Annotated in this window: 24 protein-coding genes and 1 riboswitch; of the genes, 12 read left to right on the top strand and 12 right to left on the bottom strand. The window is 69.0% G+C overall.

All coding sequences use genetic code 11. The features are described from left to right. Positions 1-92 precede the first annotated feature (92 nt). Together KXR53_RS05975 and KXR53_RS05970 are read right to left on the bottom strand one after the other, a co-directional pair. A complete protein-coding gene (locus KXR53_RS05975; RefSeq protein ID WP_437374184.1) occupies positions 93-1106 on the bottom strand; it encodes a serine hydrolase domain-containing protein in 1014 nt (337 codons plus the stop codon). 156 nt (positions 1107-1262) lie between these two features. Then, on the bottom strand, positions 1263-2363 hold the full coding sequence (locus KXR53_RS05970; protein ID WP_437374183.1) for an anhydro-N-acetylmuramic acid kinase: 1101 nt from the start codon (positions 2361-2363) through the stop codon (positions 1263-1265). A gap of 381 nt (positions 2364-2744) precedes the next feature. On the opposite strand from KXR53_RS05970, the gene KXR53_RS05965 reads away from it, so the two are divergent. Further along, positions 2745-3458 carry a hypothetical protein gene (locus KXR53_RS05965; protein WP_437374182.1) on the top strand — a complete coding sequence of 238 codons (714 nt, stop codon included), beginning with the start codon at positions 2745-2747 and terminating at the stop codon, positions 3456-3458. A gap of 17 nt (positions 3459-3475) precedes the next feature. On the opposite strand, the gene KXR53_RS05960 is transcribed toward KXR53_RS05965, so the two are convergent. Then, positions 3476-4924: a serine hydrolase gene (locus tag KXR53_RS05960; protein WP_437374181.1), complete on the bottom strand. Its 1449-nt coding sequence runs from the start codon at positions 4922-4924 to the stop codon at positions 3476-3478. A gap of 333 nt (positions 4925-5257) precedes the next feature. Between KXR53_RS05960 and KXR53_RS05955 the strand changes: the two genes are divergently transcribed. The 4 genes from KXR53_RS05955 to KXR53_RS05940 are packed head-to-tail and all read left to right on the top strand — an operon-like array spanning position 5258 to position 9060. Further along, on the top strand, positions 5258-6754 hold the full coding sequence (locus tag KXR53_RS05955; RefSeq protein ID WP_437374180.1) for an ABC transporter substrate-binding protein: 1497 nt from the start codon (positions 5258-5260) through the stop codon (positions 6752-6754). A gap of 7 nt (positions 6755-6761) precedes the next feature. Continuing rightward, entirely contained in the window at positions 6762-7712 is a 951-nt protein-coding gene (locus KXR53_RS05950; RefSeq protein ID WP_437374179.1) for an ABC transporter permease, read from the top strand. Beyond that, positions 7709-8581, top strand: a complete 873-nt coding sequence (locus KXR53_RS05945) for an ABC transporter permease (RefSeq protein WP_437374178.1) — start codon at positions 7709-7711, stop codon at positions 8579-8581. Before KXR53_RS05950 ends, KXR53_RS05945 begins: the two co-directional genes overlap by 4 nt. Then, a complete protein-coding gene (locus KXR53_RS05940) occupies positions 8581-9060 on the top strand; it encodes a GNAT family N-acetyltransferase (protein ID WP_437374177.1) in 480 nt (159 codons plus the stop codon). Before KXR53_RS05945 ends, KXR53_RS05940 begins: the two co-directional genes overlap by 1 nt. Here KXR53_RS05940 and KXR53_RS05935 read toward each other — a convergent pair. Beyond that, positions 9057-9383 carry a hypothetical protein gene (locus KXR53_RS05935; RefSeq protein ID WP_437374176.1) on the bottom strand — a complete coding sequence of 109 codons (327 nt, stop codon included), beginning with the start codon at positions 9381-9383 and terminating at the stop codon, positions 9057-9059. The genes KXR53_RS05940 and KXR53_RS05935 overlap by 4 nt on opposite strands. Before the next feature lie 200 nt (positions 9384-9583). Further along, positions 9584-9660: riboswitch (SAM riboswitch) on the top strand. A 42-nt stretch (positions 9661-9702) separates the two neighbouring features. On the opposite strand from KXR53_RS05935, the gene metZ reads away from it, so the two are divergent. Further along, positions 9703-10911, top strand: coding sequence for an O-succinylhomoserine sulfhydrylase (metZ, locus tag KXR53_RS05930; RefSeq protein WP_437374175.1), 1209 nt, complete (start codon positions 9703-9705; stop codon positions 10909-10911). Between the two features lie 90 nt (positions 10912-11001). Beyond that, complete coding sequence (locus KXR53_RS05925) at positions 11002-11406, top strand: SH3 domain-containing protein (protein ID WP_437374174.1); 405 nt, start codon at positions 11002-11004, stop codon at positions 11404-11406. 131 nt (positions 11407-11537) lie between these two features. Here the strand turns inward: KXR53_RS05925 and KXR53_RS05920 are convergent, their stop codons facing one another. After that, positions 11538-14726, bottom strand: coding sequence for an efflux RND transporter permease subunit (locus KXR53_RS05920; RefSeq protein ID WP_437374173.1), 3189 nt, complete (start codon positions 14724-14726; stop codon positions 11538-11540). 3 nt (positions 14727-14729) lie between these two features. Further along, entirely contained in the window at positions 14730-15935 is a 1206-nt protein-coding gene (locus KXR53_RS05915; RefSeq protein WP_437374172.1) for an efflux RND transporter periplasmic adaptor subunit, read from the bottom strand. A gap of 184 nt (positions 15936-16119) precedes the next feature. Between KXR53_RS05915 and KXR53_RS05910 the strand changes: the two genes are divergently transcribed. Then, positions 16120-16728, top strand: a complete 609-nt coding sequence (locus KXR53_RS05910) for a hypothetical protein (RefSeq protein ID WP_437374171.1) — start codon at positions 16120-16122, stop codon at positions 16726-16728. Positions 16729-16847: 119 nt separating this feature from the next. Continuing rightward, the gene (locus KXR53_RS05905) at positions 16848-17519 is read left to right on the top strand and encodes a hypothetical protein (protein ID WP_437374170.1); all 672 of its coding nucleotides are present in this window, start codon (positions 16848-16850) and stop codon (positions 17517-17519) included. 10 nt (positions 17520-17529) lie between these two features. On the opposite strand, the gene KXR53_RS05900 is transcribed toward KXR53_RS05905, so the two are convergent. Together KXR53_RS05900 and KXR53_RS05895 are read right to left on the bottom strand one after the other, a co-directional pair. Beyond that, positions 17530-17922 carry a DsrE/DsrF/DrsH-like family protein gene (locus tag KXR53_RS05900; protein ID WP_437374169.1) on the bottom strand — a complete coding sequence of 131 codons (393 nt, stop codon included), beginning with the start codon at positions 17920-17922 and terminating at the stop codon, positions 17530-17532. A gap of 7 nt (positions 17923-17929) precedes the next feature. Beyond that, a complete protein-coding gene (locus KXR53_RS05895) occupies positions 17930-18724 on the bottom strand; it encodes a HesA/MoeB/ThiF family protein (RefSeq protein WP_437374168.1) in 795 nt (264 codons plus the stop codon). 216 nt (positions 18725-18940) lie between these two features. Between KXR53_RS05895 and KXR53_RS05890 the strand changes: the two genes are divergently transcribed. Genes KXR53_RS05890 through KXR53_RS05880 form a run of 3 tightly spaced genes read left to right on the top strand, consistent with a single transcriptional unit; the run spans position 18941 to position 22716 of the window. Further along, complete coding sequence (locus KXR53_RS05890; RefSeq protein ID WP_437374167.1) at positions 18941-20332, top strand: cytochrome ubiquinol oxidase subunit I; 1392 nt, start codon at positions 18941-18943, stop codon at positions 20330-20332. Between the two features lie 4 nt (positions 20333-20336). Further along, complete coding sequence (cydB, locus tag KXR53_RS05885; RefSeq protein WP_437374166.1) at positions 20337-21365, top strand: cytochrome d ubiquinol oxidase subunit II; 1029 nt, start codon at positions 20337-20339, stop codon at positions 21363-21365. Positions 21366-21423: 58 nt separating this feature from the next. Continuing rightward, positions 21424-22716 carry a cystathionine gamma-synthase family protein gene (locus KXR53_RS05880; RefSeq protein WP_437374165.1) on the top strand — a complete coding sequence of 431 codons (1293 nt, stop codon included), beginning with the start codon at positions 21424-21426 and terminating at the stop codon, positions 22714-22716. A gap of 28 nt (positions 22717-22744) precedes the next feature. On the opposite strand, the gene KXR53_RS05875 is transcribed toward KXR53_RS05880, so the two are convergent. The 4 genes from KXR53_RS05875 to fabB all read right to left on the bottom strand — a co-directional run bounded on the left by KXR53_RS05875 (position 22745) and on the right by fabB (position 25902). Then, positions 22745-23320: a pyridoxamine 5'-phosphate oxidase family protein gene (locus KXR53_RS05875; RefSeq protein ID WP_437374164.1), complete on the bottom strand. Its 576-nt coding sequence runs from the start codon at positions 23318-23320 to the stop codon at positions 22745-22747. 79 nt (positions 23321-23399) lie between these two features. Further along, positions 23400-23591 (bottom strand): hypothetical protein, encoded by a 192-nt coding sequence (locus tag KXR53_RS05870; protein ID WP_437374163.1) that lies wholly within the window; start codon positions 23589-23591, stop codon positions 23400-23402. Between the two features lie 263 nt (positions 23592-23854). Beyond that, positions 23855-24688: an enoyl-ACP reductase FabI gene (locus KXR53_RS05865; protein ID WP_437374162.1), complete on the bottom strand. Its 834-nt coding sequence runs from the start codon at positions 24686-24688 to the stop codon at positions 23855-23857. After that, on the bottom strand, positions 24685-25902 hold the full coding sequence (fabB, locus tag KXR53_RS05860) for a beta-ketoacyl-ACP synthase I (protein ID WP_437374161.1): 1218 nt from the start codon (positions 25900-25902) through the stop codon (positions 24685-24687). The genes KXR53_RS05865 and fabB overlap by 4 nt, the downstream gene beginning before the upstream one ends. Positions 25903-25915: the final 13 nt, after the last annotated feature.

Here is a 25915-nt window from a genome sequence, read left to right as displayed (position 1 = left end):
CGGCTTTTCCTGCAGCCGGATCGGTTGTCGCCCATGGAAGATGGCCGGGAATCGGCTGTCAATCGCGGTGTCGCCGGGCGAGGGCGGCTACCTCAGAACGGCCAGGCTGCCGAGACCGCATTCGACACCGCCCGGCGCAGGGGCTGGATGCCGGTCTCGACATGGCGCGACGGGTGGATCCGGTTGGTCAGCAGCGTCCAGGCATGGCCGCGCTCCAGGTCGATCCACAGCGCCGTGCCGGTGAAGCCGGTGTGGCCGATCGTGTCGGGCGAGCACAACGACCCGCCGGACCAGCCTTCGTGCCGCACCTGCCAGCCGAGGCCGTGCGGATGGCCCTCGGCGCGCAGGACCTCGGCGATCGTCGCCGGGCGCAGCACGCCGCCGGCCAGCAACGCCTGCGCGAAATCCAGCACCGCGGCGGCGCTGCCGAACAGCCCGGCATGGCCGGCCAGGCCGCCGAGGGCATAGGCGTTCTCGTCGTGCACTTCGCCGCGCATCACCCGGCCACGCCAGGTGCAGCGCTCGGTGGCGACGGCGCGGGTAGGGCCGGGGCTGACGGCGAAGTCGCCGGGCGGCAGCAGCTCGCGCAGCGGCCGGTCCCTGAGGCGCTCGACCAGGATGCCCAGCAGCAAGTAGTTGACGTCGGAATAGACGTCGGCGCCGGCCACCCAGTCCTTCTGCAGCACCAGCGCCTTCAGCGTCTCCGGGTCGCTGCCCCAGGTGTAGAGCGGCTCCACCGCCGGCAGGCCGGAATGATGGGACAGCAGCTGCCGCACGGTGACCTGCCGGACCCAGTGCTCGGGCTGATACTGCCGCAGGTCCGGCAGGTGCAGCGCCAGCGGGTCGGACAGGTCGATCCGCCCCTGCTCGACCAGCCGCAGCACCTCGGATGTCGTGAAGATCACCTTGGTCAGGCTGGCCAGGTCGAACAGCGCATCCTCGGCCAGGGCCGCGCGCTCCGGCACCAGGGCGGCGTGGCCGCCGAAGCGGATCGCGCGGTCGCCATTGCGGGTAACCAGCCCCAGCACGGCGCCGGGGATGCGGCCGGCATCGATCGCTTCGTCGACCAGGGCGAAGGCGGCGTCGGCCGCGGCGGCAAGGCTCATTCGACGGCGTCCAAAAGAAGAAGGTCTAGCCCTCTACTGTCATGCCCGGGCTTGACCCGGGCATCCAGGGGCTTCCCGGTGGGATCTGCCCATAGTGGCCCCTGGATCGCCGGGTCAAGCCCGGCGATGACAAAAAGGAGGAAGGCGAATCCCCCATCATGCCGCTCGGGACAACGGGCGGTGCAGCACGCCACCGGTCATCGGCCGGGGCACGCCGGTGGTGGTCGGCAGGCTCAGCGGCAGCCCGTCCAGCGAGCGCACGGCGAGGAAGGCGAAGGCCTGCGCCTCCAGCGCGTCGCCGTCCCAGCCCACCGCCTCGACCGGGTCGACCGGCACGCCCAGCGCCCGCCCTAGCCCGGCCATCAGCGTCCCGTTGTGCCGGCCGCCGCCGGTGACCAGCCAGCGCCCGGGCGCCGCGGCGAAGTGCCGGCGCGATGCCGCCACCGAGGCGACGGTGAAGGCGGCCAGGGTGGCGGCGCCGTCCGCCAGCGACAGACCGTCCACCGCCGACAGCGGGAAGTCGTTGCGGTCCAGCGATTTCGGCGGCGGCGCGTCGAAATACGGATGGGCCAGCAGCGCCGCCAGCCGGTCCTCGGCCACCCGGCCGCTCGCGGCGATGCGGCCGTCCTCGTCGTAGCGGGCGCCGGTGTGCCGCTGCACCCAATCGTCGATCATGGCGCTGGCCGGGCCGGTGTCGAAGGCGGTGATCGCGTCTTCCTCGATCACCGTGACGTTGCCAACACCGCCGAGATTCAGCACCGCCAGCGGCCGGGGCAGGTCCTTCGCCAGGGCGGCGTGGTACAGCGGCGCGAAGGGCGCGCCCTGGCCGCCGGCGGCGACATCGGCGGAACGGAAGTCGTTGACGCAGGGGATGCCCAGCGCCGCGGCCAGCCGGGCGCCGTCGCCGAGCTGCCGGGTGAAGCGCCGCTCCGGCCGGTGCAGGACGGTCTGGCCGTGCATCCCGACCACATCGACGGTCTCGGGCTTCAGCCCGGTCTCATCGAGCAAGCGGCGCACGGCCGCGGCGTTCAGGTCGGTCACCGCGGCGGACAGCTCGGCGAGCTCCTCATGCTCGGCACGCTCGGGGTCGCGCGCCACCGCCAGCAGGGCGTCGCGCACCACGTCGGTGTAGGGCGTGGTCGCGGCGGCGCCGCAGACGAAGACGGTCTCGCCGTCGGTCTCGATCACCGCGACGTCGATCCCGTCCATCGAGGTGCCGCTCATCAGGCCGATCGCGGTGCGGCGGGTTGCGGCCATGGGACATCTCCTCGCGCTTCATCACCGACGAATCGGCACCGGGATTATGGCGGAAACGCCGGCCGGCACGGAAGCTGCCATGCCCCATTCTTGCAATATTGTGACGCTTTCATTACAAAGACAGTCTTGCGAGTGGGGAGAGAAGCAATGCTGACGTATCAGCGCGCCGACGCCGCCATCATTCCTCTCTTTCAGCAAGTCTCTGAGACCCAAGACAAATCGAGGCCGCAGACGATCCTGGAGTCTCGTTTGAGATTCCCTGGAAGGATGCTAAGGGATCTGAAAAAACTACCGGAATGTCCCGAGCGATCCCTGGTCTCTCCTCGCGATGCGCGGATCTTCTACGGGCCCGCCCTGCTGCGCTGGGTGCCGACACGGCTCGTGACCAGGACCCTGGCCACCCAGGTGCATGCCCGGGGCCAGCCGGTCTGGCTGCGCGACCGCTTCATCGATGCCGGCGACTGGTCGGAGATCTCGAAGCCGGTGGCGGAAAGCTTCCACCACCAGTGGTTCCATGACCTGGTCTGGGGCGGCGCCCCGGCCGACACCGCCAGCTATCGAAGGCTGCTGCGCCTGATGGAGGCCGGCCGCCCGATGCAGGTCGGCCCACTGGTGCTCGACAGCGTCGGAGCGATCGAATCCTACCGCCGCTACTGCGAATCGCTGCTCGACAGCATCCGCACCCATGGCGTGACGCCGCGGGACCTGACCCCGGATTTCGCCCCGGCCCGTGGCCGCGATCCCCGCAGCGAGCGCACCGAGGGCGACATCATCGTCGCGGTCGGGCCGGACGGCGCGTTCTACCGGATGCTGGCCGGCCGGCACCGGATCTGCGCCGCGCAGGCGCTCGGCCTCGACCGCGTCCCGGTCAGCATCCGCCTGGTGCATGCGACCTGGCTCTGGGCCCTGGCCGACCGCCACGGCGTGCTGCCGCACAAGGCCTTCGCCAGCTGGCTCGACACGTTCGAGCCGGTGCAGGCCTCGGCCGTCGGCAAGATCAAGGCCCGGCTCGCCGCCTGGGCGCTGTGCGTTCCGGGCCTGGCCGAGGCATGGCTGGAGGTGATGGGAGGAATGCCGGCCGCCGCGATCGTCTGACGGGCGCCGATCACTCGCTATTCGCGCCGGAAGATATAGGACTGGTTTTCGATGGTGAGACGGAGCAGGGGCTTCGTTCCGTCCGTGTCGATCTGGAACTGGGCGAAGCCGCTCGGGTTGGGGCCGCTGTTCTCGACAATGGCGGCGAACCGGCCCACCGGCTTCTGCCGGATCGTGAAGACGCTGCCGTCCCAAGGCTCCAGCTCCAGCGCGGCGCCGCCATCCTGCAGCTCCAGCACCGCTCCGTCGCCGTCCTGGCGCAGCGCGGCCTTGCCGAAGCTCGGCTCCACGTAGCTGCCGGCCAACGGCGCCAGCGGCAGGGCCGGCTGCGGGTTCGCCGGCCTCACGAACGCCTTTGCCGACTCGGCGAATCGGGACTTCGCCGCCTCGAGCGCGGCCGCGACGTGGTCGACCCGCGGATTATCCAGCAGCCGGTCCATCACCCAGGCGCCCACGGCGTCGGGGAACCCGACATTCTCGGCATTGGTCAGGACGATGACCCCGACATCCTTCTCCGGCGCGAAGCCGACATAGGCGCCGAAGCTGGGGGTCCCGCCATTGTGCCAGATGACGCGGCCGTTCGGGGTCAGGACGCCGACCCAGCCCATCGCGTAGAAGACCTTGTCGTTGATTCCCACCCGCGCGGCGCGGGTGACCGCCAGGTTCTCCGGTGAGATGATGCGGCGCCCGTCGAAGCTGCCGTCGCGCAGCTGCAGCCGCAGCCAGCGCGCCATGTCCTCGATGGTGGAGTTCATGTCGCCCGCGCCGCCGAAGGCATAGGGGAACAGCGGGGTGAACGGCACCTCGACCGTGCCGTCGGGGGTCCAGCGATGGCCCTGGGTGTGGTCCGGCGCAGCCTCGATCGCCTCGGCGGTCGTCGACGTCTCGGCCATGCCGAGCGGCTCCAGCAGGTCCCGGCGCAGCACCGCGTTCCAGTCCGGGGCCTCCTCGCCGCGTGCGACGATGCGGCCGGCCAGCATGTGCGTGATGTTGGTGTAGGCGAAGGTGGAGCGGAAGCTCGACACCGGCTCGACATGGCGCAACGACCGGATCAGCGCCGCTTCGTCCAGCCCCAGGATTCCGAGCGAATCATTGGCGTAGGGCGGCAGGCCCGAGCGCTGCGCGAGCAGGTCGAAGACCCGGAACTCGCGCGTCACCCAGGGGTCCTTCAGCTGGAAATCCGGGTCGAGATCGACGATGCGGTCGTCCCAGCGCAGCTTGCCGCGGTCCACGGCGATCGCCAGGGTGGCGGCGAGGAACGCTTTGGTGGTCGAGCCGATCTGGAACACGGTGCGCGTGCCGACCGTCCCGCCTTTCGCCTTGCTTCGCACCCCGAAGCCGCGGGCGTAGACCAGGCTGTCACCGCTGACGATGCCGATGGCAAGGCCGGGCGTATCGAACGCCTTCATCCCGGCCGCCACATAGGTTTCGAGCTCGGGCTCCAGGGCCTGGATCCATGCGTCCATCGTCACTGTCGGGGCCGTGTCCGCTGCCTGTGCCGCCGGTCCAGCGACGGTCAGCGTGATGGCAGCAAGCGCCGCGGCCGCGATGAGCCGCCGGGACGCGCGCCTTGATGTGACACGCAGGAAAGATGGCGCTGTGCAGTCTTGAATCTGCCGGCTGATCATGAATCTCCCCCCCGAAACGATGCGTATAAAAATTTCCATAGCGGAGAACATTATTATCACAGACGGATCTTCGGTGGTTAAAGCGGAACGAAACGCCGGCATACGTCGATCGATTGACCTCGCCGACGGAACGCGCCTTAACTGCCCCCAATCAACAGAGGGAGGCTGGAGATGCGGCGGACGGTTTGGGCGGTATCGGCGGCGATGGCGCTCGCCGCACCGATGGCGGCGGCGCAGACGCTGGAGGTCGCGACCGACCAGTCGCCGGTCGGGCTCGACCCGCATGTCGCCACCTCCTTCGCCTCGGTGCTGGTCAACGGCCCGGTCTATGAAGGGCTGACCGCGGTCGACAAGGACCTGAGGGTGGTGCCGGAGCTGGCCGAGTCCTGGACCGTCTCGCCCGACGGCCTCACCTATATCTTCACCCTGCGCCAGGGGGCGAAGTTCCACGACGGATCGCCGGTGACGCCGGCCGACGTCACCGCCAGCTTCGCCCGGGTGCGCGATCCGAAGACCGGCTCGCCCTATGCCAGCCGCATCGACATGGTGAAGTCGGTGGAGCCGACCGGCGACCGGCAGGTGACGGTGACGCTGTCGACGCCTTCGGCGCCCTTCCTTGCCAACCTGCCGCAGATCGTCATCGTGCCGGCCGCGGCAGCGACCGGCGGCATCGACCTGCAGCGCAAGACCGACGGCACCGGCCCGTTCACGCTGACGGAATGGGTGCCCGACACCTACCTACTGCTGGCGAAGACCGGCGCCTATTGGCAGCCGGATCTGCCGAAGCTCGACGGGGTGAAGATCAACATCGTGCCCGAAGCCTCGACCCGGCAGGTCGGCCTGTCCGGCGGCACCTACCAGCTGCTGCCGAATGTCGACCCGGCCACGGCGGCGACGCTGCAGGGCACGCCCGGCGTCACCCTGCTGGAGACGACCGACCTGGCCTATACGCTGATCGGCATGAACGTCTCGAAGCCGCCCTTCGACACCCCGAAGGTGCGCCAGGCGCTGAACACCGCGATCGACCGGGCCCAGATCGTCGAGGCCGCCTATTTCGGCAAGGGCCAGCCGGGCGGGCCGCTGTCGCCGGGTTTGAAGGACTGGGCGCTGCCGGTCTCGGACTATCCCTGCTATGCCGCCGATCCGGAGAAGGCGAAGGCGCTGCTGGCCGAGGCCGGCGTGGCCCTGCCGGTGAAGGCGGAGCTGAAGGTGCTGGGCTCGAACCAGCTGGTGGTCGATGTCGCCCAGGTGGTGCAGGCCCAGCTCAACGCCGCCGGCTTCGACATCGCGCTGAACGTGCAGGAGCAAGGCACCTTCATCCAGGACTGGCGCAACTCCAACTTCCAGCTCTTCGCCTCGATCAACGGCGGCAGCGTCGATCCCGACGGCTATCTGTACCGGACCTTCCGCACCGGCGGGTCGACCAATGTGTTCAAATATTCGGATGCCGAGGTCGACGGGCTGCTGGACGAAGGACGGACGACGCTGGAGCCGGCGAAGCGGCGCGAGATCTACGCCGATGTGCAGAAGCGCCTGGCCTGCGACGGGCCGATCGCGCATCTCGTCTTCGGCCAGCTGTTCACCGCGGTGCGCGACGGCGTGACCGGCTACGAGATCGTCGGCAACCGCTCCACCCGGTCGCTGCGGCAGACGGCGCTGGGGAAGTGATGGCCCGATGGCCCGCTTCCTGACCAGCCGGCTGCTCGACCTGCTGGTGGTGCTGTTCGGGGTCTCGGTCGTCGCCTTCCTGATGATCCGGCTGATCCCGGGCGACGCCGTGCAGATCATGCTCGGCGCCAACACCGAGGTGACGCCGGACCGGATCGAGGCGTTGCGCCAGCGGCTCGGCCTCGACCAGCCGATCGTGACTCAGTATCTCGCCTGGCTCGGCGGGCTGCTGACCGGCGATCTCGGCACCAGCCTGTGGACCGGCCGGCCGGTGCTGGAGGAGATCGGCGCCCGGATCGGCGTCACCATCGAGGTCACCGTGCTGGCCCTCGCCGTCTCGGTGGCGCTGGCGGTGCCGGCCGGCTGCCTGATGGCCTATTTCCGCAACTCCGCCCGCGACTATATGGTGCGGGTGGTCACCATCGCCGGCGTCACCGTGCCCTCCTTCTGGCTCGGGGCGCTGCTGATCTACCTGTTCCACGGCGTGTTCCCGGCCTTCCCGACGATCGGCTTCGTGCCGCTGGCCGACGATCCGGTCGGCAACCTGCAGCGCTTGCTGCTGCCGACCATCGCCCTGGCCGTGCCGGTGCTGGCCTCGCTGTCGCGCATCGTCCGCTCCGCCATGCTCGACGCGCTGGGGCAGGACTACATCCGCACCGCCCGGGCCAAGGGGGTCAGCGAGCGGTCGGTGGTGTTCCATCACGCCTTCCGCAACGCCATGATCCCCTTCGTCACCGCGCTCGGCATCTCCGCCGGATACCTGTTCGGTGGCGCCATCGTGGTCGAGCAGGTCTTCGCCCTGCCGGGGCTGGGCCGGCTGATGCTGGGCGCGATCGCGGAGCGCAACTACCCGCTGATCCAGGCGGCGATCCTGCTGGTCACCGCCGGCTTCGTGCTGGTGAACTTCGTCACCGATCTGCTCTATGCCGCGCTCGACCCCAGGATCGGCCTGAGATGACCGCGCCGTTGCCCGAGACGCTGGCCCCGCCCTCGCGCCGCCGCCGCATCGCCGCGCCGCGGCACCCGCTGGTCTGGGTCGGCGGGGCGCTGGTGCTGCTGCAGGTCGGGGCGGCGCTGCTGGCGCCCTGGATCGCGCCGGACGACCCGCTGGCCCAGCATGTGATCCGGCGGATGAAGCCGCCCAGCGCCGCGGCCTGGCTGGGCACCGACCAGTTCGGCCGGGACGTGCTGTCGCGCATCCTCTGGGGCTACCGTGCCTCGCTCGCCGCCTCGGCCAGCGCCGTGCTGCTGGCGCTCGTAATCGGCGGCAGCCTGGGCGTGGCCGCGGCGCTGCGCGGCGGCTGGCTCGACCGCGCCGGCATGCGGCTGATGGACATCCTGTTCGCCTTCCCGATCATCCTCCTGGCGATCGGCATCGTCGCCATGCTGGGGCCGGGGGCGACCAGCACGACGCTCGCCATCGGCGTCGTCTACATCCCGGTCTTCGCCCGGCTGCTGCGCGGCCCGGCGCTGGTGGTCGCCGGCAGCCAATACGTGCTCGGCGCCCGCGCCATCGGGGCGGGGGAGGGGCGGGTGTTGTGGCGCCACGTCCTGCCCAACCTCGCCAGCGTCATCCTGGTCCAGGCCAGCCTGTCGCTCTCCACCGCGATCCTGGTCGAGGCCTCGCTGTCCTTCCTCGGCCTCGGCACCCAGCCGCCATCGCCGTCCCTCGGCCGCATGCTGGCGGAGGCGCGCGGCTATCTGCTGCTGTCGCCCTGGGATTCGATCTTCTCCGGCCTTGCCATCCTGTTGGCGTCTTTCGGCTTCAACCTGCTCGGCGACGGGCTGCGCGACGCGCTCGATCCCAGGCTGCGGGGCGGCGGATGATGGACGATGTGACGATGGGCGATGCGGCGGCGATCCGGCCGCCGGTCCCGGCGGATGTGCCGGCCCTGGCCGAGGTCGCCTGGCGCAGCACCCGCGTCGCCTTCCAGCATATCCTCCCGGCCGCGGTGCTGGACCGCAAGCGGCCGGAGGACTTCGCCCGCCGCTTCGCCGCGCGGCTGCCCGACCTGCGCATTGCGGTCGATGCCCAGGGCGCGGCGCTCGGCTTCTCGCTGATGACCGGGTCCCATCTCGATATGCTGTTCGTCGACCCGGCGGCGCAGGGACGGGCGGTCGGCACTGCGCTCCTGGCCGATGCCGTGGCGCGCGGCTGCCGGACGCTGGAGTGCTTCGCCCACAACCGCGCCGCCCGCGGCTTCTACCAGGCCCGCGGCTTCCGCCTGTGCCGCAGCTACCGCCGGCTGTATGAGGGGATCGAGCTGCCCTTCGTGCTCTACGCGCTGGCCGACGGGGAATCCTAGTCGGTCTTGAGCGTGTCGCCTGCGGGCTTCCGGATGGAGCCATGAGCCGGGACGACCGTCCACTGCATGTGCTCTTTCAAGATATCGAAGCACTCCCTGCAGACCCACTCGTACCCCGCGCCCTCCTCATAATCATCGCAGGTCGTGTAGCCCTCGTCCTGGATATCTGGTCCGCCGGCCTCCATGAATTTGGCCCAGCATCCAGCGCAATGGTCATGATCCCAAGTTTCACTCCAGCGCTCGTAGCGGCGGTATTGGAGGCGAGCGCCCTTCAGATGCTTGGCAAAATCCGCCCGCCATTGGTGTTCGGCCGATATGGTCATAGCGCCCCCGAACTGAACCACGGGACATGCGCCGACATTGTCGCCGCGAACAGCTTTTCGAGCAAATGATCCAGAAATGGCCAGTACTATGGCCGCATGGCGCTTCGGCCGAAGGCCGCAGATGCTCCGTCGAGACGTCGTTATGCGAAACGCATTGCCCGATCGCCGTTTTGCCGATAAGTCTTGGGGCCGTCGTCCCTTGGGGCGGCCGTGGTGATTTGAGCCGACCGGCTTGCGGCCACGCTAATCTCCGCTAAAAGGTCGGATGCGCGCAGGTCCCGCACGCACCGCCTCCCGGTCGGATCGAGGAGTCGGTGAGATGGATCGATACGAAGCCCTGAGCGAAGACGAATTCGGCCCCGAGACCGCGCTGATCCGCGGCGGTGTCCGGCGAACGCCCTATGGCGAGACCGCCGAGGCGATCTTCCTGACCTCGGGCTTCGTCTATGACAGCGCGGCGGCGGCCGAGGCGCGCTTCACCGGCGACGAGCCGGGCTTCGTCTATTCCCGCTACGGCAACCCGACGCTGGAGGTGCTGGAGCAGCGCCTGGCCCTGCTGGAAGGGGCGGAGGGCTGTCATGTCACCGCCAGCGGCATGTCGGCGGTGTTCACCGCGCTGTTCTGCCATCTGCGCGGCGGCGACCATGTCGTGGCCAGCCGGGCGCTGTTCGGCTCCTGCTTCGTCATCCTCGGCACCATCCTGCCGCGCTACGGCATCACCACCACCTTCGTCGACGGCGGCGACCTCGCGGCCTGGGAAGCGGCGATGCGGCCGAACACCCGGGCGGTGTTCCTGGAGACGCCGGCCAATCCGACGCTCGACCTGGTCGATGTCGCTGCGGTGGCGAAGATCGCGCATGCCGCCGGCGCCCGGGTGTTCATCGACAACGTCTTCGCCACGCCGCTCGGCCAGAAGCCGCTCGAGCTCGGCGCCGATGTGGTGATCTATTCCGCCACCAAGCACATCGACGGCCAGGGCCGGGTGCTGGGCGGCGCGGTTCTCTCGGACAAGAAGTTCCTGACCGACGACTTCCTGCCCTATTACCGGCACACCGGCCCGGCGCTGTCGCCCTTCAACGCCTGGGTGCTGGTCAAGGGGCTGGAGACGCTGGCGCTGAGGGTCGAGCGGCAGGTCGCCAGCGCCCACCGCCTGGCGCAGCTGATCGAGGCCCATCCGGCCGCCCGGTCCGTGCGCTACCCCTGGCTGAAGAGCCACCCGCATCATGAGCTGGCCCGCCGCCAGATGAAGAACGGTGGCACGCTGGTGGCCTTCGACCTCGGCAGCAAGGCGGCGGCCTTCGCTTTCCTCGACGCGCTGCGCCTGGTCGACATCTCGAACAATCTCGGCGACACCAAGTCGCTGGCCACCCACCCGACCACCACCACCCATCGGGCGATGGAGGCGGCGGACCGCGCCGCCATGGGCATCACCGAAGGGCTGGTGCGGCTGTCGGTCGGTCTCGAAGGGATCGAGGATCTGGAGCGCGACCTGTCCCGTGCCCTCGACGCGGCGCAGCGGGCGGGGTGAGGCAAGGCGCCGCGCCCGCCGATCCGGGCGACCGGTTTCCGGCTCCGCCGCGTTTAGCGGACGAAGGGGGATCTTATCCCTGGAGTTCGGATGATGAGATGGAAGCTCGCCCTGGCCGTCGCGGCCGGGCTGGCGATGACGGCCCTGGCCGCGCCGGCGGCGAATGCATCGCCGGGGTACACCACCGCGCCGGCCCGGCTGCGCGCCGGTCCCGGGGCCGACTATCCGATGGTCGCGCGGGTGCGGCCGGGCGTGCCGGTGCAGATCTTCGGCTGCCTCAGCGGCTGGAGCTGGTGCGACATCGGCATCGGCCCCGACCGCGGCTGGGTGGCCGGCCGGTTCCTGGCCGCGGAGGTCCGGCACCGGCGCCGGGTCATCGTCGAGGCGGCGCCGGTGATCGGCGTGCCGGTGATCACCTTCGACGCCGGCCCCTACTGGGACAATTACTACCGCGGCCGCCCCTGGTACCGCGACCGAGGCCGCTGGGTGCATTAGAGCTGGATAATTTCGGGTCGGATCACGGTGCCGGCATCGCACTGAGATTGCCTCTCCCGCGTCCGGCGGGAGAGGCAATCGGTGATTCAGCCTGAAATGAGAAGGGCGGCTCCTGTGGGAGCCGCCCTCCTTCATTCGGCGGAGGACGCCGGCGCCGGAGCTTCGGCCCGCGGCGGCGGCGCGATCGAGCCGCCCAGCGCTTTCTCGTGCACCCATTCGCGCACGCGCTGCAGGGTGACGTAGAGCATCGGGATCAGGAAGATGCCGATCGCCGAGGCCGCGATCATGCCGCCGAACACCGAGGTGCCGACGCCGCGCCGGCTGGCCGCCGCCGCGCCCGCCGCCGTCACCAGCGGCACGAGGCCGAGGATGAAGGCGAAGCTGGTCATCATCACCGGCCGGAAACGCAGCTTGGCGCCTTCGATCGCGGCATCGGTGATCGACGCCCCCTCCTCGCGCTTGGCCTTGGCGAACTCGACGATCAGGATGCCGTTCTTGCTGGCCAGCGCGATCAGCACGACGATGCCGATCTGGGCGTAGACGTCGTTCGACAGGCCGGCGATCCACAGCGCCGCCAAGCCGCCGACCACGCCGACCGTGACCGACAGCAGCACCCCGATCGGGATCGACCAGCTCTCGTACAGCGCCACCAGGAACAAATAGGCGAACAGCACAGCGAGGCCGAGGATGAAGCCGGTCTGGCCGGCGGCCTCCAGCTCCTGCAGCGCGGTGCCGGTCCATTCGAAGGCATAGCCGGGCGGCAGGGTGGTGTTCGAGACCTGGGTCATCGCCGCCAGCGCTTGGCCCGAGCTGACGCCCGGCGCGGCGCTGCCGAGGATGCTGACCGAACGGTAGTTGTTGTAGCGGGTGATGAACAAGGGTCCGAGCTGCTGCTGCGCGTCGACCAGCGACCGCATCGGCACCATCTGGCCGGTCGAGGAGCGGACATAGATCCGATAGATGTCGTCGACCGTGCGCCGGTCGTTCGCCTCGCCCTGGGCGATCACCTGCCAGGTGCGGCCGAACAGGTTGAAGTCGTTGATGTAGAAGCCGCCCAGCGTCGCCTGCAGCGCGTTGAAGATGGCGCTGACGTTGACTCCGAGATTCTGCGCCTTCTCGCGGTCCAGGTTCAGGAAGATCTGCGGCGTGTTGGCGTTGTAGGAGGTGAAGACCTGGGTCAGGCCCGGCGTCTGGTTGGCGGCAACCACCAGCCCCTGCGCCACCGCAGCCAGCTCGTTCGGGCTTTTGCCCTCCAGATCCTCGAGCTGGTACTGGAAACCGCCGGCGGTGCCGAGACCGATGATCGGCGGCAGGTTCAGGGGGATGACCAGCGCATCGCGCACCCCGGCGGTGCGCACCGCGACCTCGCGGAGCACGTTGAACACCGTGATCCCTTCCTTGACCCGCTCCTCGAACGGCTTCAGCGCCACCACCAGGAAGGCGGCGTTCGGCTCGGCCAGCCCGTCGATGAAGCTGCGGCCGACCACGCCGGTGATGTCGGCGACGCCGGGAATGTCGCGCACCAGGCCTTCGACCTGCTCGGTCACCTGAAGGGTGCGGCTGACGGCGGCAGCCGGCGGCAGCTTCATCTCGACGAAGAACAGCCCCTGGTCCTCGTCGGGCAGGAAGCCGGTCGGGGTGACGCTGTTGATCACCCAGGCCAGGCCGCCGAAGGCGGCGACCAGCAGGATCGACAGCAGCGCGACCCGGACCAGCCGGGTGACGATCCAGGCATAGCCGTCGCGCACCTTGTCGATGCCGCCGGACACCCGGCCCATGATCCGGCCGTACAGGCTGGGGCGGTGGCCATGCTCGTGCGGCTTCAGGAACACGCCGCACAAGGCCGGGCTCAGCGTCAGGGCATTCAGCGCCGAGATCAGCATCGACACCGAGACGGTGACGGCGAACTGGGAATAGAGCTCGCCGGTGATGCCGGGGATGAAGCCGACCGGTACGAAGACCGACAGCAGCACCAGCGTGATGGCGATGATCGGCGCCGTGATCTCGCGCATCGCCAGCTTGGTCGCCTCCCGGGCCGGCAGCCCGGTCTCGGCCATCACCCGCTCGACATTCTCGACCACGACGATGGCGTCGTCGACGACGATGCCGATCGCCAGGATCATGGCGAACAGCGAGATGGTGTTGGCGGAATAGCCCAGCGCCAGCAGCACCGCGAAGGTGCCGATCAGCGACACCGGCACGGCGATGATCGGGATCAGCGTGGCGCGGAAGTTGCCGAGGAAGACGAACACCACGATCGCGACCAGGGCGAAGGCCTCGAGCAGGGTGTGGATCACCTCGCTGATTGTCTCGGTGACGAAGACGGTGGTGTCGTAGGTGATCTTGTAGTCGACCCCGGTCGGGAAGTGTGGCCTCAGCCGCTCCATCTCCGCCCGCACGCCCTCGGCGGCGGCGACGGCGTTGGAGCCGGGCGACTGATAGATCCCGATCACCGCGGCCGGCGCGCCGTTCAGCCGGGCGACGGTGTCGTAGGACTGGGCGTTCAGCTCCAGCCGCGCCACATCCTTCAGCCGAACCACCGACCCGTCCGGATTGGCGCGCAGGATGATGTCCTCGAACTGCCTGACGTCGGTCAGCCGGCCCAGCGTCTGCAGCGTCACCTGGATCTGCTGGTCGTCCGGCATCGGCTGGGCGCCCAGGCGGCCGACCGCGGCCTGGACGTTCTGGCTCTGCACCGCCGTGACGATGTCGTTCGGGGTCAGGCCGAAGCTGGTCAGCGAGTCCGTGTTGTACCAGATCCGCATCGCGTAGTTCTGGGTGCCGAACAGCGATGCCTGGCCGACGCCCCGCACGCGGGCCAGCGCGTCGACCACATTGATGATCGCGTAGTTGTTCAGGAACAGCGCATCCTGGGACTTGTCCGGCGAGTAGATGGTGACCAGCTGCAGGATCGCCGAGGACTGCTTCTTCACCGTCAGGCCCTGGGCCGTCACCTCGCTCGGCAGCTTCGGCTCGGCCAGCGCCACGCGGTTCTGGACATTGACGGTGTTGATGTCCGGATCGGTGCCGACGGCGAAGCTGACGGTCAGCGAGTAGGAGCCGTCGCTGCCGCTGGTCGACGACATGTACAGCATGTTGTCGACGCCGTTGACCTGGGCCTCGATCGGCTGCGCCACGGTCGCTTCGACCACGGCGGCGCTGGCGCCGGGATAGGCGCCGGTGACCGAGACCTGCGGCGGCACGATGTCGGGGAACTGGGCGATCGGGATGCTGCGGATCGCGATCAGCCCGGCCAGGGTGATGACGATCGCGATGACGATCGCGAAGCGGGGGCGATCGACGAAGATCGAGGACAGCATGGGTTACTGCCCCGCCGGCTTGGCCGGCGCCTGTCCTGCGCCCGATTGGCCCGCGCCCGCCTGGCTGGGCGCCGCCTCGGCGACCGGGGCGGGGTTCACCTCCTGGCCCGGCCGCACCCTCTGCACGCCGTCGACGATGACGACGTCGCCGTCATTCAGCCCCTGCTGCACCACCACATCGGCGCCCTGGTTGGCACCGGTGGTGATGTGCTTGGCGGCGGCCTTGTTGCCTGCACCCACCACCAGCACGTAATTGCCGCTCTGGTCGGTCAGGATCGCGCGTTGCGGGATCACCAGCGCCTCGACCGGGGTCTTCCGCTCCGCCGTCACCCGGGCGTATTGCCCGTCGGTCAGGATCCGGTCGGGGTTCGGGAACTCCGCCCGCACCGTCAGCGTGTCGGTGTTCTGGTCGACCTTGACGTCGGTGAAGTTGATCTTGCCGATCTGCGGGTATTCCGACCCGTTGGCCAGGGTCAGCCGGACCGCCACGTCCTGCGGCTCGACCCTTCCGGCCCCGGTCTGCTGCTGGATGTCGAGGATGAAGCGGTCGCTGACCGGGAAGGTGACGTAGATCGGATCCTGGCTGACGATGGTCGCCAGGGCGCCGCTGCCGGGGCCGACCAGCGCGCCGATGCTGAAATTGGAGATGCCGACGCGGCCGTCGAACGGCGCCTTGATCTCGGTGTAGCCGAGATTGATCTGCGCCTCCTCCAGCGCCGCCTGGTTCTGCTGCACCACCGCCGCCGCCGACTTCTCCGCCGCGATGCGGTCGTCCAGGGTCGCCTGCGAGACGTTCTGGTTCCTGATCAGGTCGCGGGCGCGGTCGGCCTGCAGCTTGGCGTTGTCGGAATTGGCCTGGGCGCTGGCGAGGTTGGCCTGGGCCTGGTCCACCGCCGCCTGATAGGTGTCCTTCTCCAGCACGAACAGCAGCTCGCCGGACTTCACCTCCTGGCCTTCGGTGTAGTTGCGCTGCTGCAGGAAGCCTTCGACCCGGGCCACCAGATCGACCTTGTTCACCGCCTGGACCCGGCCGACGAAGGTGACGCCTGCGGCCACCGGCCGCTTGGCCGCGGTGACGACGCCGACGGCCGGGGGCGGCATCTGCGGCGCCTGGGCCTGCTTCTCCGAGGAGTCGTTGCAGGCGGTGAGGAGGAGAAGGCCAAGGGCGGCGGGCGAATGCCGCCGCCAAGCTGTCCACGATCCCGACATGATTGGCCTTTTTCCTCCGGCTCTGATCAAGGGGGTATCTGTGCACTCTTCCGCGCGGCTCGCGCCGAATTCCATTCACGGTATCATTGTTTTGGCACGGACAAAGCGCCTTGAAGCTACTTTGCGTGCGGAACCACGGGTCCGACCGTGGGTTGAAGAAGCAATGGAGACTGGGAGGCTTTTGATGCAATTTCGGTCGAAGCTCATCGCGCTGGTCGCGCTGGTGGTCGCGACCGGGGCCCAGGCCCAAATCCCCCTGGACACCGTAGAGACACCACGAGCCCCGTCGACCCCGACACCGACTCAGCCCTTGGTGGCGCCGGGCCTGCCGTCGCGCCCGCAACAGCCGCTGATGACGCCGGCGCCCGCCACGGCTCCGGCGGTCCCTGCCGCACCGGCCGAGCAGGGCGCCGGACGCACCGTCCGGGTCGAGCAGCAGCAGACCCATCCGAGCGGCGTGATGATGACGCTGACCAGCGTCACCTTCCAGGCCAATGCCATCATCGTCGCCGCCAGCATCCTCAACCTGTCCGACCGGCCGACTTCGCTCAATCGTGGTGGCAGCCTGGTCCTCGTCGACGATCAGGGCCGCAGCCATCCCTTCGTGCCGCCGACCGACAATCCGGAGGTACGGGTCGCCGCGCGGTCCCGGGTGGCCGCCACTTTTGTCTTCGCCGGGCCGCTCGCCGGCGACACGCGGTCGGTGCAGATCTCGACCAACGGCCTTTCGGGCAGCCGCAGCGACCGCCTGACCTCGGCGCCCTCGTTCCTGTTCCGCGTGCCGGTCTCCTGAGCCGAACGGCAACTGCCGCCGGTGGCGGCAGGAGACCGCATCCTCCGGCAGGATGATGGGCGGGCTCACCCAATCGCCGAATTGCACAGCCATGGCACGGCGGCGGAGGCTTGAATATCATGGCCGAGCCCGTCTGCCGCAACCGATTGTGCCGGATTGCCGAGCTGCCGATGCTCATCGCGGATTGTTGCGTCCGGGCGGCCGCAATCATCGTCATCGCGATCGGTCTTGCCGATCATGGGCACGCCCAGATGCCGGCCCAACCCCAGATTCCGTTGCAGGAGCCGGACCGCCCGCCGAGCACGCCGACGCCGACACATCCGCTGGTCAAGCCGGGGCTGCCGCTGCCGGAACCCGGCATCGGACAGCCGGCGCTGCCCCCGCCGGTCGAGCGCCCGGCGCCGGTCACCATCCATGTGCAGCAGAGCAAGACGCATCCGAACGGCATGACCATCTCGGTCACCACCGTGAGCCTCCTACCCTCCAGCATTGCCATCGCGGTCGAGATCTTCAATCCGGCCGCCGACTGGCGAAGGCTGAATCCCCTCAGCAGTCTGCTGCTGACCGACGATCGCGGCCGCAGCTATCCCTTCCTGCCGCCGCCCGACAATCCCGAGATGCTGATTTCGCCGCGGTCGCGCGTTACCGGACAGCTGGTGTTCCTCGGCCCGGTCGATTGGCAGGCGCGGCTGCTGCGCCTGTCGATCAACCATCCGAATGGCAGCCCGACGGACCGCATGACCGCGACGCCCCTGTTCCAGTTCAGCCTGCCGGCAGAGCCGCGGTCCTAGGGAAGCCCCGTCAGATGAACAGAAGCTGACCGTCGCGCGGCGCCTCGGCCAGCAGGGTGACGACGCCGGCAATCTCGGCCGGGACGGCCAGATCGGCCGCAGCCAGGCCCAACGCGCGCAGCCCCATCTCGCAGGCGATGAAGCGGACGCCGAGGGCCTGGCAGGCCTCCAGCAGCTCGGTGAAGGTGGCCACCCGGCGGGACGCGAATTCCGCCTCCCTGGCCTCGGCGTCGCCCTCCAGCCGGCGCCAGCCCTCGGGCAGCAGCGCCCGCAGCGCCTGGCCGGTGAAGAACAGCGTCGCCTTGCGATTGGTCGCGGCGGCGGCGCTGGCCAGGACCAGGGCGTAGTGCACCCGGTCGAAGCGGCCATCGAACACCACGATCGACAGCGCGTCGATTCCCATCGGCCCGTCAGCCATGGTGATGCGACAGGTCGGTCAGCGTCGGGTGGTCGCCGCAGAGCGGGCAGTCCGGGTCGCGCGGCAGGGCGATCTCGCGCAACCGCGCCTCCAGCGCGTCGTACAGCAGCAGGCGGCCGGACAGGCCTTCGCCGATGCCCAGGATCTCCTTGATCGTCTCGATCGCCTGCATCGCGCCCAGCACGCCGGGCAGGGCGCCGAACACGCCGGCCTCGGAGCAGCTCGGCACCGTGCCCGGGTCGGGCGGCGCCGGGAACAGGCAGCGGTAGCAGGGGTGCGGCGCGCCGAGATGCGCCTTGAAGGTCGACAGCTGCGCCTCGAAGCGCAGCATCGCGGCCGAGACCAGCGGCCGCCGCGCCAGGTAGCAGGCGTCGTTCAGCAGATAGCGGGTGGCGAAGTTGTCGCTGCCGTCGACCGTGATGTCGAAGGCGGCGACGCGCTCCAGCGCCGTGGCTGCGGTCAGCCGCTCGGCGAAGCGCTCGACCCGGACCTCCGGGTTCAGCGCCTGCAGCCGGGCGATGGCGCTGTCGACCTTGAGCTGACCCAGCGTGGTGGTGTCGTGCACCACCTGGCGCTGCAGGTTGCTCAGCTCGACCAGATCGTCGTCGCAGATGCCGATCGTGCCGACGCCGGCGGCGGCGAGATAGAGCAGCAGCGGTGAGCCGAGGCCGCCGGCGCCGATCACCAGCACCCTGGCGGCCAGCAGCTTCTCCTGACCCTTGCCGCCGACCTCGGGCAGCAGGATGTGGCGCGCATAGCGCTTGATCTGGGCGTCGGTGAAGCTCATGGGCCGAGCATAGCCCTCCGTCTGCTGGCTGAACAGCCGGGGTCGAAGTTCCAGCCCTAGCACGCTCCGCCGCTTCGCTGCGCTGCGACGTGTCGCCCGGCTGGGGCCTTATGGCACGTCGGGAAGTTGGTGGGCGTCCGGTGGAATCGTGGCATATTCTTTCCGAGCCAAGAAATAAGGCGACTGAAGCTAGTCGGTCGTCGAAGGAGAATTGTCATGGATCTCGATCCAGTCCTCCTGTCCCGGTTCCAATTCGCCTTCGTCGTCTCCTTCCACTTCCTGTTCCCGGCCTTCACCATCGGCATCGCCAGTTGGCTGGCGGTGCTGGAGGGGCTGTATCTGAAGACCGGGCGGGTGGAATACCGCACGCTGTACAAGTTCTGGATCAAGATCTTCGCCGTCTCCTTCGGTGTCGGCGTCGTCACCGGCATCGTCATGACCTACCAGTTCGGCACGAACTGGAGCGGCCTGACCCGGGCCGGGGGCAGCATCCTCGGGCCGCTGCTCGGCTACGAGGTGGTCACCGCCTTCTTCCTCGAGGCCGGCTTCCTCGGCATCATGCTGTTCGGCTGGGAGAAGGTGCCGCGCATCGTCCATTTCGCCGCCACCGTGGCGGTCGCGGTCGGCACGGTGATCTCCGCCTTCTGGATCCTGTCGGCCAACTCCTTCCTCCACACCCCTGCGGGATACGAGGTGGTGGACGGCGCCCTGGTCCCGGCCGACTGGCTCGAGATCGTCTTCAGCCCCTCCTTCCCGGTGCGCCTGCTGCACACGGTGGTGGCGGCCTATCTGACCACGGCCTTCGTCATCGCCGGCGTCTCGGCCTGGTACCTGCTGCGCGGCCGCAGCGTGCTTGAATCGCGCCAGGCCTTCTCGATGGCGCTGTGGCTGATCGCGGTGTTGACGCCGGCGCAGATCGTCATCGGCGACCAGGCGGGGCTCGAGGTCTACCGCAACCAGCCGGCCAAGCTGGCGGCGATCGAGGGGCATTGGCAGACCAGCGGGGACGTGCCGCTGATCCTGTTCGCCTGGCCCGACCAGGGCGGCGAGAAGAACGATTTCGTGCTCGAGATTCCGCATCTCGGCTCACTGATCCTGACCCACAGCTGGGGCGGCACGGTGCAGGGGCTGAAGGATTTCCCGCCACAGGACCGGCCGCCGGTCGCGATCGTGTTCTGGACCTTCCGGATCATGGTGGGGCTGGGCTTCCTGATGCTCGGCGCCGGCCTCCTCAGCCTCTGGCTGCGGGCAGTGGGCCGGCTCTACGACAGCCGCTGGTTCCAGCGCTTCATAGTGGTGATGCTGCCCTCCGGCTTCGTCGCCGTGATCGCCGGCTGGTTCACCACCGAGATCGGTCGTCAGCCCTGGGTGGTCTACGGCATCTTGCGCACCGCGGACGCGCTGTCCCCGGTCGGCGGCGGCAGCGTGCTGCTGTCGCTGGCGCTGTTCGTCCTGATCTACGCGATCCTGCTCGGCTCGGCCGTCTACTACATCGTCAAGCTGGTGCGGATCGGGCCTGAGGCCCCCGAGTCCGACCGCGAGGAGGTCCAGAAGACCCCGGCGCGGCCGTTCTCGCTGCCCGACGCCTCCTTCGAATCCCGGGAGTGAAGCCATGACGCCGGATGTCTGGACGATCTCGACCGTCCTGCCCCTGATCTGGGCCGCGATCGCCGCCTTCGGGGTGTTCATGTATGTGCTGATGGACGGGTTCGACCTCGGCGTCGGCATCCTCTTCCCCTGGGCCCGCACCGAGGAGGACCGCGACCTGATGATGAACTCGGTCGCGCCGATCTGGGACGGCAACGAGACATGGCTGGTGCTGGGCGGCGTCACCCTGCTCGCCGTCTTCCCGGGCGCCTTCTCGATCATCCTGCCGGCGCTCTACCTGCCGCTGACCTTCATGGTGATGGGTCTGATCTTCCGCGGCGTCGCCTTCGAGTTCCGGTTCAAGGCGCAGACCAGCAAATGGCTGTGGACGGTGGCCTTCGCCGGCGGCAGCCTGCTCGCCACCTTCTTCCAGGGGGTGGTGCTGGGCACCTTCGTGCAGGGCTTTCCGGTCTCAGGCGGCCACTACACCGGCGGGACGTTCCACTGGATCTCGCCCTTCAGCCTGATGACCGGCGTCGCCCTGGTGATCGGGTACGGGCTGCTGGGCGCCACCTGGCTGGTGATGAAGACGGAAGGCACGTTGCAGGCCTGGGCGCGCGGCGTCACCATCCGGCTGCTGCTCGGCGTGCTGTTCTTCATGGCGGTGGTCAGCCTCTGGGTGCCGCTGCTGGACCCGGCGATCGCCGAGCGCTGGTTCTCCTGGCCCAACATCGCGTATTTCGCGCCGGTGCCGATCCTGGTGGTGCTGTTCGCCTGGCGGCTATGGCTGTCGCTGCAGCGCGGCTCGGATTACGGGCCCTTCCTCTACACCATGGCGCTGTTCGTGCTCGGCTATACCGGCCTCGCCATCAGCCTCTGGCCCAAGGTGGTGCCGCCCAGCCTGACCATCTGGGACGTCGCCTCGCCGGCCTCGTCGCAGCTGTTCCTGCTGATCGGCGTCGCCTTCCTGATCCCGCTGATCCTGGTCTACACCACCTATGCCTATTGGGTGTTCCGCGGCAAGGTGAAGGCGGGCGAGGGATACCATCACTAGGAGCCGGCGTTGCGGGGGAGTAGTCTCCGCCGCAACACGCTTTCCCAGGAGAATCCCCATGGCCGGATCGGGCTACCGCAAGGACCGCATCGGCAACCATAAGCTGCACCCCGAGACGCTGATGCTCGGCTACGGCTACGACCCCGCCCTGTCCGAGGGCGCGGTCAAGCAGCCGGTGTTCCTGACCTCGACCTTCGTCTTCAAGTCGGCCGAAGAGGGGCGCGACTTCTTCGACTACACCGCCGGCCGGCGCGAGCCGAAGCCGGGGGCCGATGCCGGCCTCGTCTATTCCCGCTTCAACCACCCGAACAGCGAGATCGTGGAGGACCGCCTGGCGATCTTCGAGGGGGCGGAGGCGGCAGGCATCTTCTCCAGCGGCATGTCCGCGATCGCGACGACGCTTCTGGCCTTCGCCCGGCCGGGCGACGTGATCCTGCACAGCCAGCCGCTCTACGGCGGCACCGAGACGCTGGTGGCGCGCACCCTGACGCCGTTCCAGATCGGCGCCGTGGGCTTTGCCGATGGGGTCGACGGTGCGGCGGTGCGCGCGGCGGCGGATGAGGCGATGGCCAAGGGCCGGGTCTCGGTGATCCTGGTCGAGACGCCATCGAACCCCCTCAACACGCTGGTCGATCTCGAGCTGGTGCGCGCCGTCGCCGACGAGATCGGGGCGAAGCAGGGCCACATCCCGGTGGTGGTCTGCGACAACACTCTCCTGGGCCCGATCTTCCAGAAGCCGATCCAGCACGGCACCGACATCGTGGTCTATTCGCTGACCAAATATGTCGGCGGCCACAGCGATCTCGTGGCCGGCGCGGTGCTGGGCCGGCGCGACCAGATCCGGCAGGTGAAGCTGCTTCGCGGCGCCATCGGCACCCAGCTCGACCCGCATTCGGCCTGGATGATCGCGCGGTCGCTGGAGACGCTGTCGCTGCGCATGACCGCCGCCTGCCGCAACGCCGAGACCGTGACCCGGTTCCTGGCCGAGCACCCGCAGGTTGAAAAGGTGTACTACCCGGCGCTGCTGCCGGCGGGCAGCGACGAGCGCGCGGTGTTCGACCAGCAGTGCAGCGGCGCCGGCACCACCTTCTCCTTCGACATCAAGGGTGGCGAGGCCGAGGCCTTCCGCTTCCTCAACGCGCTCCGAATCTTCAAGCTCGCGGTCAGCCTCGGCGGCACCGAATCCCTGATCTGCCACCCGGCGACCACGGTGCATTCCGGCGTGCCGAAGGAGACGCGGGAGAGGATCGGCATCTCCGACGCCACCATCCGCGTCTCGGTCGGCATCGAGCATGTCGAGGACCTGATCGCCGACCTGACCCAGGCGCTGGCCGCGGCGGGCGAGGGATAGGCGCGACGCCGCGGCCTGTTCGGGGCCGTCACCCGGCCGGGACCGGGTCCTCCTCGAACAGACCGGTCGGCAGCCCCTCGATGCTGTGAGTGTTCTTCTGCCGGCGATAGGCCTCCAGCCCTTCCTGCGCCTCCTTCGCCTCGGCCCAGCGCGCCAGGGTCGGCCGTTCGCCGGCATAGTCGAACAGCGGCACGCCGAAGCCGCAGGAGGTCTGGACTAGGTCGATGTCCAGCCACACCATCTGCCGGGCGCCGAGCGGCTCCGCGCCGCCGTATTCCGCCGCCAGCAGGCGGGCATAGTCGGGGCCGCCACGGCGCAGCACCCGGCCGGCGCCGTACAGCCGCAGGATCATCGGTGCACCCTCGAAGGCGCAGAACATGATGGTCAGCCGGCCGGTGGCGCGCAGATGCGCCGCGGTCTCGTTGCCGCTGCCGGTCAGGTCGAGATAGAGGATCGCGTTCGGCCCCAGCACCCGCAGCATGTCCGTGCCGCGGGGCGAGACATTGACCCGCCCGGTCGCGGCGGCGGAGGCGGTGAAGAATATCCGCTGGCGGCGGATGAAGTCCTGCTGGGCCGGTGTGATCCCCGGGAACTGCTTGGCCATGGCTCCTCCTCCCGCGGGCGGGCGGAGGGCCGTGCCGCGGCGCGGGATCCTAGCCGAGGCTGATCCGGCCGCGAAAGCGTCAGGGCCGGCTGGGCCGGACCACGCAGGAGACGTCGGCGCCCCTGACATAGATGTAGGTGCGGTCGGACAGCCAGCCGGTGCGGTAGGTGAAGATCGTCCCGGTCGGATCGACTGACACGCCGTAGACATCGGAGGTGGAGAACACGATCACGCCCCGCGCGCTGGTGCAGATGATCGTGTACGACTCCATCTCGTCGACCGGGGTCGGCCTCTCGGCCGCAGGAGACGACGCGCCGGAAACCAGGCAAGCCGCAATCGCGATCCCGCCGACGATCCGCAAAGCCGCCGCACGCCTCATGGCCAGCCCCATGACCTGCCGGACGGCATCATATCAGCTCTCCATCCACCGTCATCCCGTGCGCGCTGCGGCGCGTAGTGCCGCGGCGCAGACACGGGATCTCTCTCCGACCCGAAGAGATCCCCGCTTTCGCAGGGATGACGATTCAGGAGGGGCTACACCTCCGCGGCCTCGCTGTTGCGCGGCGCCGGCGGCATTCCGATGGCGTGGTAGCCGGCGTCGACGTGATGGACCTCGCCGGTGACGCCGGTCGACAGCGGCCCCAGCAGGTAGAGGGCGGCGCCGCCGACCTCGTCCAGGGTGACGTTCTTGCGCAGCGGGCTGTTCTGCTGGTTGAAGCGGAACACGTAGCGCGCATCGCCGATGGCGCTGCCGGCCAGGGTGCGCATCGGCCCGGCCGAGATCGCATTGACCCGGATCGCCTGCGGGCCGAGATCGGCCGCGAGATAGCGGACGCTGGCCTCCAGCGCCGCCTTGGCCACGCCCATGACGTTGTAGTTCGGCATCACCCGCTCGGCCCCGAGATAGGTCAGGGTCAAGAGGCTGCCGCCGTTCGGCATGATCGCTGCCGCCCGCCGCGCCAGCGCGGTGAAGCTGTAGCAGCTGATCCGCATGGTGCGGCTGAAGTTGTCGGCCGTGGTATCGAGGTAACGGCCCTTCAACTCTTCCTTGTCGGAATAGGCGATGGCGTGGACCAGGAAGTCGATCGACCCCCAATCCGCGGCCAGCCGATCGAACAGGGTGGTGATCGTGTCCTCGTCCTCGACGTCGCAGGGCGCCAGGAAGCTGGCGCCGATCGACTGGACCAGCGGCTCGACCCGCTTGCGGAAGGCATCGCCCTGGTAGGTGAAGGCCAGCTCCGCCCCCTCGCGCGCCAGGACCGAGGCGATGCCCCAAGCGATCGAATGGTTGTTGGCGACGCCCATGATCAGGCCGCGCTTGCCGGCCATCAGGCCGGCGCCGCGGCTCTCGGTCGAAGTGGAGGTCATGCAGCGTACCGCTTGAAGACGAGCGTCGCGTTGGTCCCGCCGAAGCCGAAGCTGTTGGAGAGCACGCAGTTCAGCCCGGCGTTGTCGATCCGCTCGCGCACGATCGGGAAGCCCTCGGCCGCGGGGTCGAGATTCTCGATATTGGCGCTGGCGGCGATGAAGTCGTGCTTCAGCATCAGGAGGGAGTAGATCGCCTCATGCACCCCGGCCGCGCCCAGCGAATGGCCGGACAGCGACTTGGTCGAGTTGATCTTCGGAATCCGGTCACCGAACACCTCGCGGATCGCGCCCAGCTCGGTGACGTCGCCGACCGGGGTCGAGGTGCCGTGGGCGTTGATGTAGTCGACCGGCCCGTCGACCGTGGCCAGGGCCTGGCGCATGCAGCGCACCGCGCCCTCGCCCGAGGGGGCGACCATGTCGTAGCCGTCCGAGGTGGCGCCGTAGCCGATCAGCTCGGCATAGATCCTGGCGCCGCGCGCGCGGGCGTGCTCCAGCTCCTCCAGCACCAGCGTGCCGCCGCCGCCGGCGATGACGAAGCCATCGCGGTCGCGGTCATAGGCGCGGCTGGCCTTCTCCGGCGTGTCGTTGAAGCGCGAGGAGAAGGCGCCCATCGAATCGAACAGCACCGAAAGCGTCCAGTGCAGCTCCTCGCCGCCGCCGGCGAAGACGATGTCCTGCTTGCCCCACTGGATCAGCTCGGCGCCGTTGCCGATGCAATGTGCCGAGGTCGAGCAGGCGGAGGAGATCGAGTAGTTGACGCCCTTGATCTTGAACGGCGTGGCCAGCGTCGCCGAATTGGTCGACGACATGCAGCGCGGCACCATATAGGGGCCGATGCGCTTCGGCCCCTTCTCGCGGGTGATGTCCACCGCCTCGACCTGGTTCGAGGTCGACGGCCCGCCGGAGCCCATGATCAGCCCGGTGCGCTCGTTCGAGACGTCGCTCTCCTCCAGGCCGGCATCGGCGATGGCCTGGGCCATGGCGATGTAGTTGTAGGCGGCGCCGGGCCCCATGAAGCGCAGGATGCGCCGGTCGACATGGTCGGCGGGGTCGAGCTTGACCGTGCCGTGGACGTGGCAGCGGAAGCCCAGCTCCTTGTATTCCGGCGCCGCGACGATGCCGGAACGGCCCTCGCGCAGGCTGGCCGTGACTTCATCCTGGTTGTTGCCGATGCTCGACACGATGCCGAGCCCGGTGACGACGACGCGTCGCATGGTCGTTCTCCGC

This window comes from Inquilinus limosus, from assembly GCF_051487185.1.
GTDB lineage: Bacteria > Pseudomonadota > Alphaproteobacteria > DSM-16000 > Inquilinaceae > Inquilinus > Inquilinus limosus_F.
This window is presented reverse-complemented; position numbering and strand designations above follow the sequence as displayed.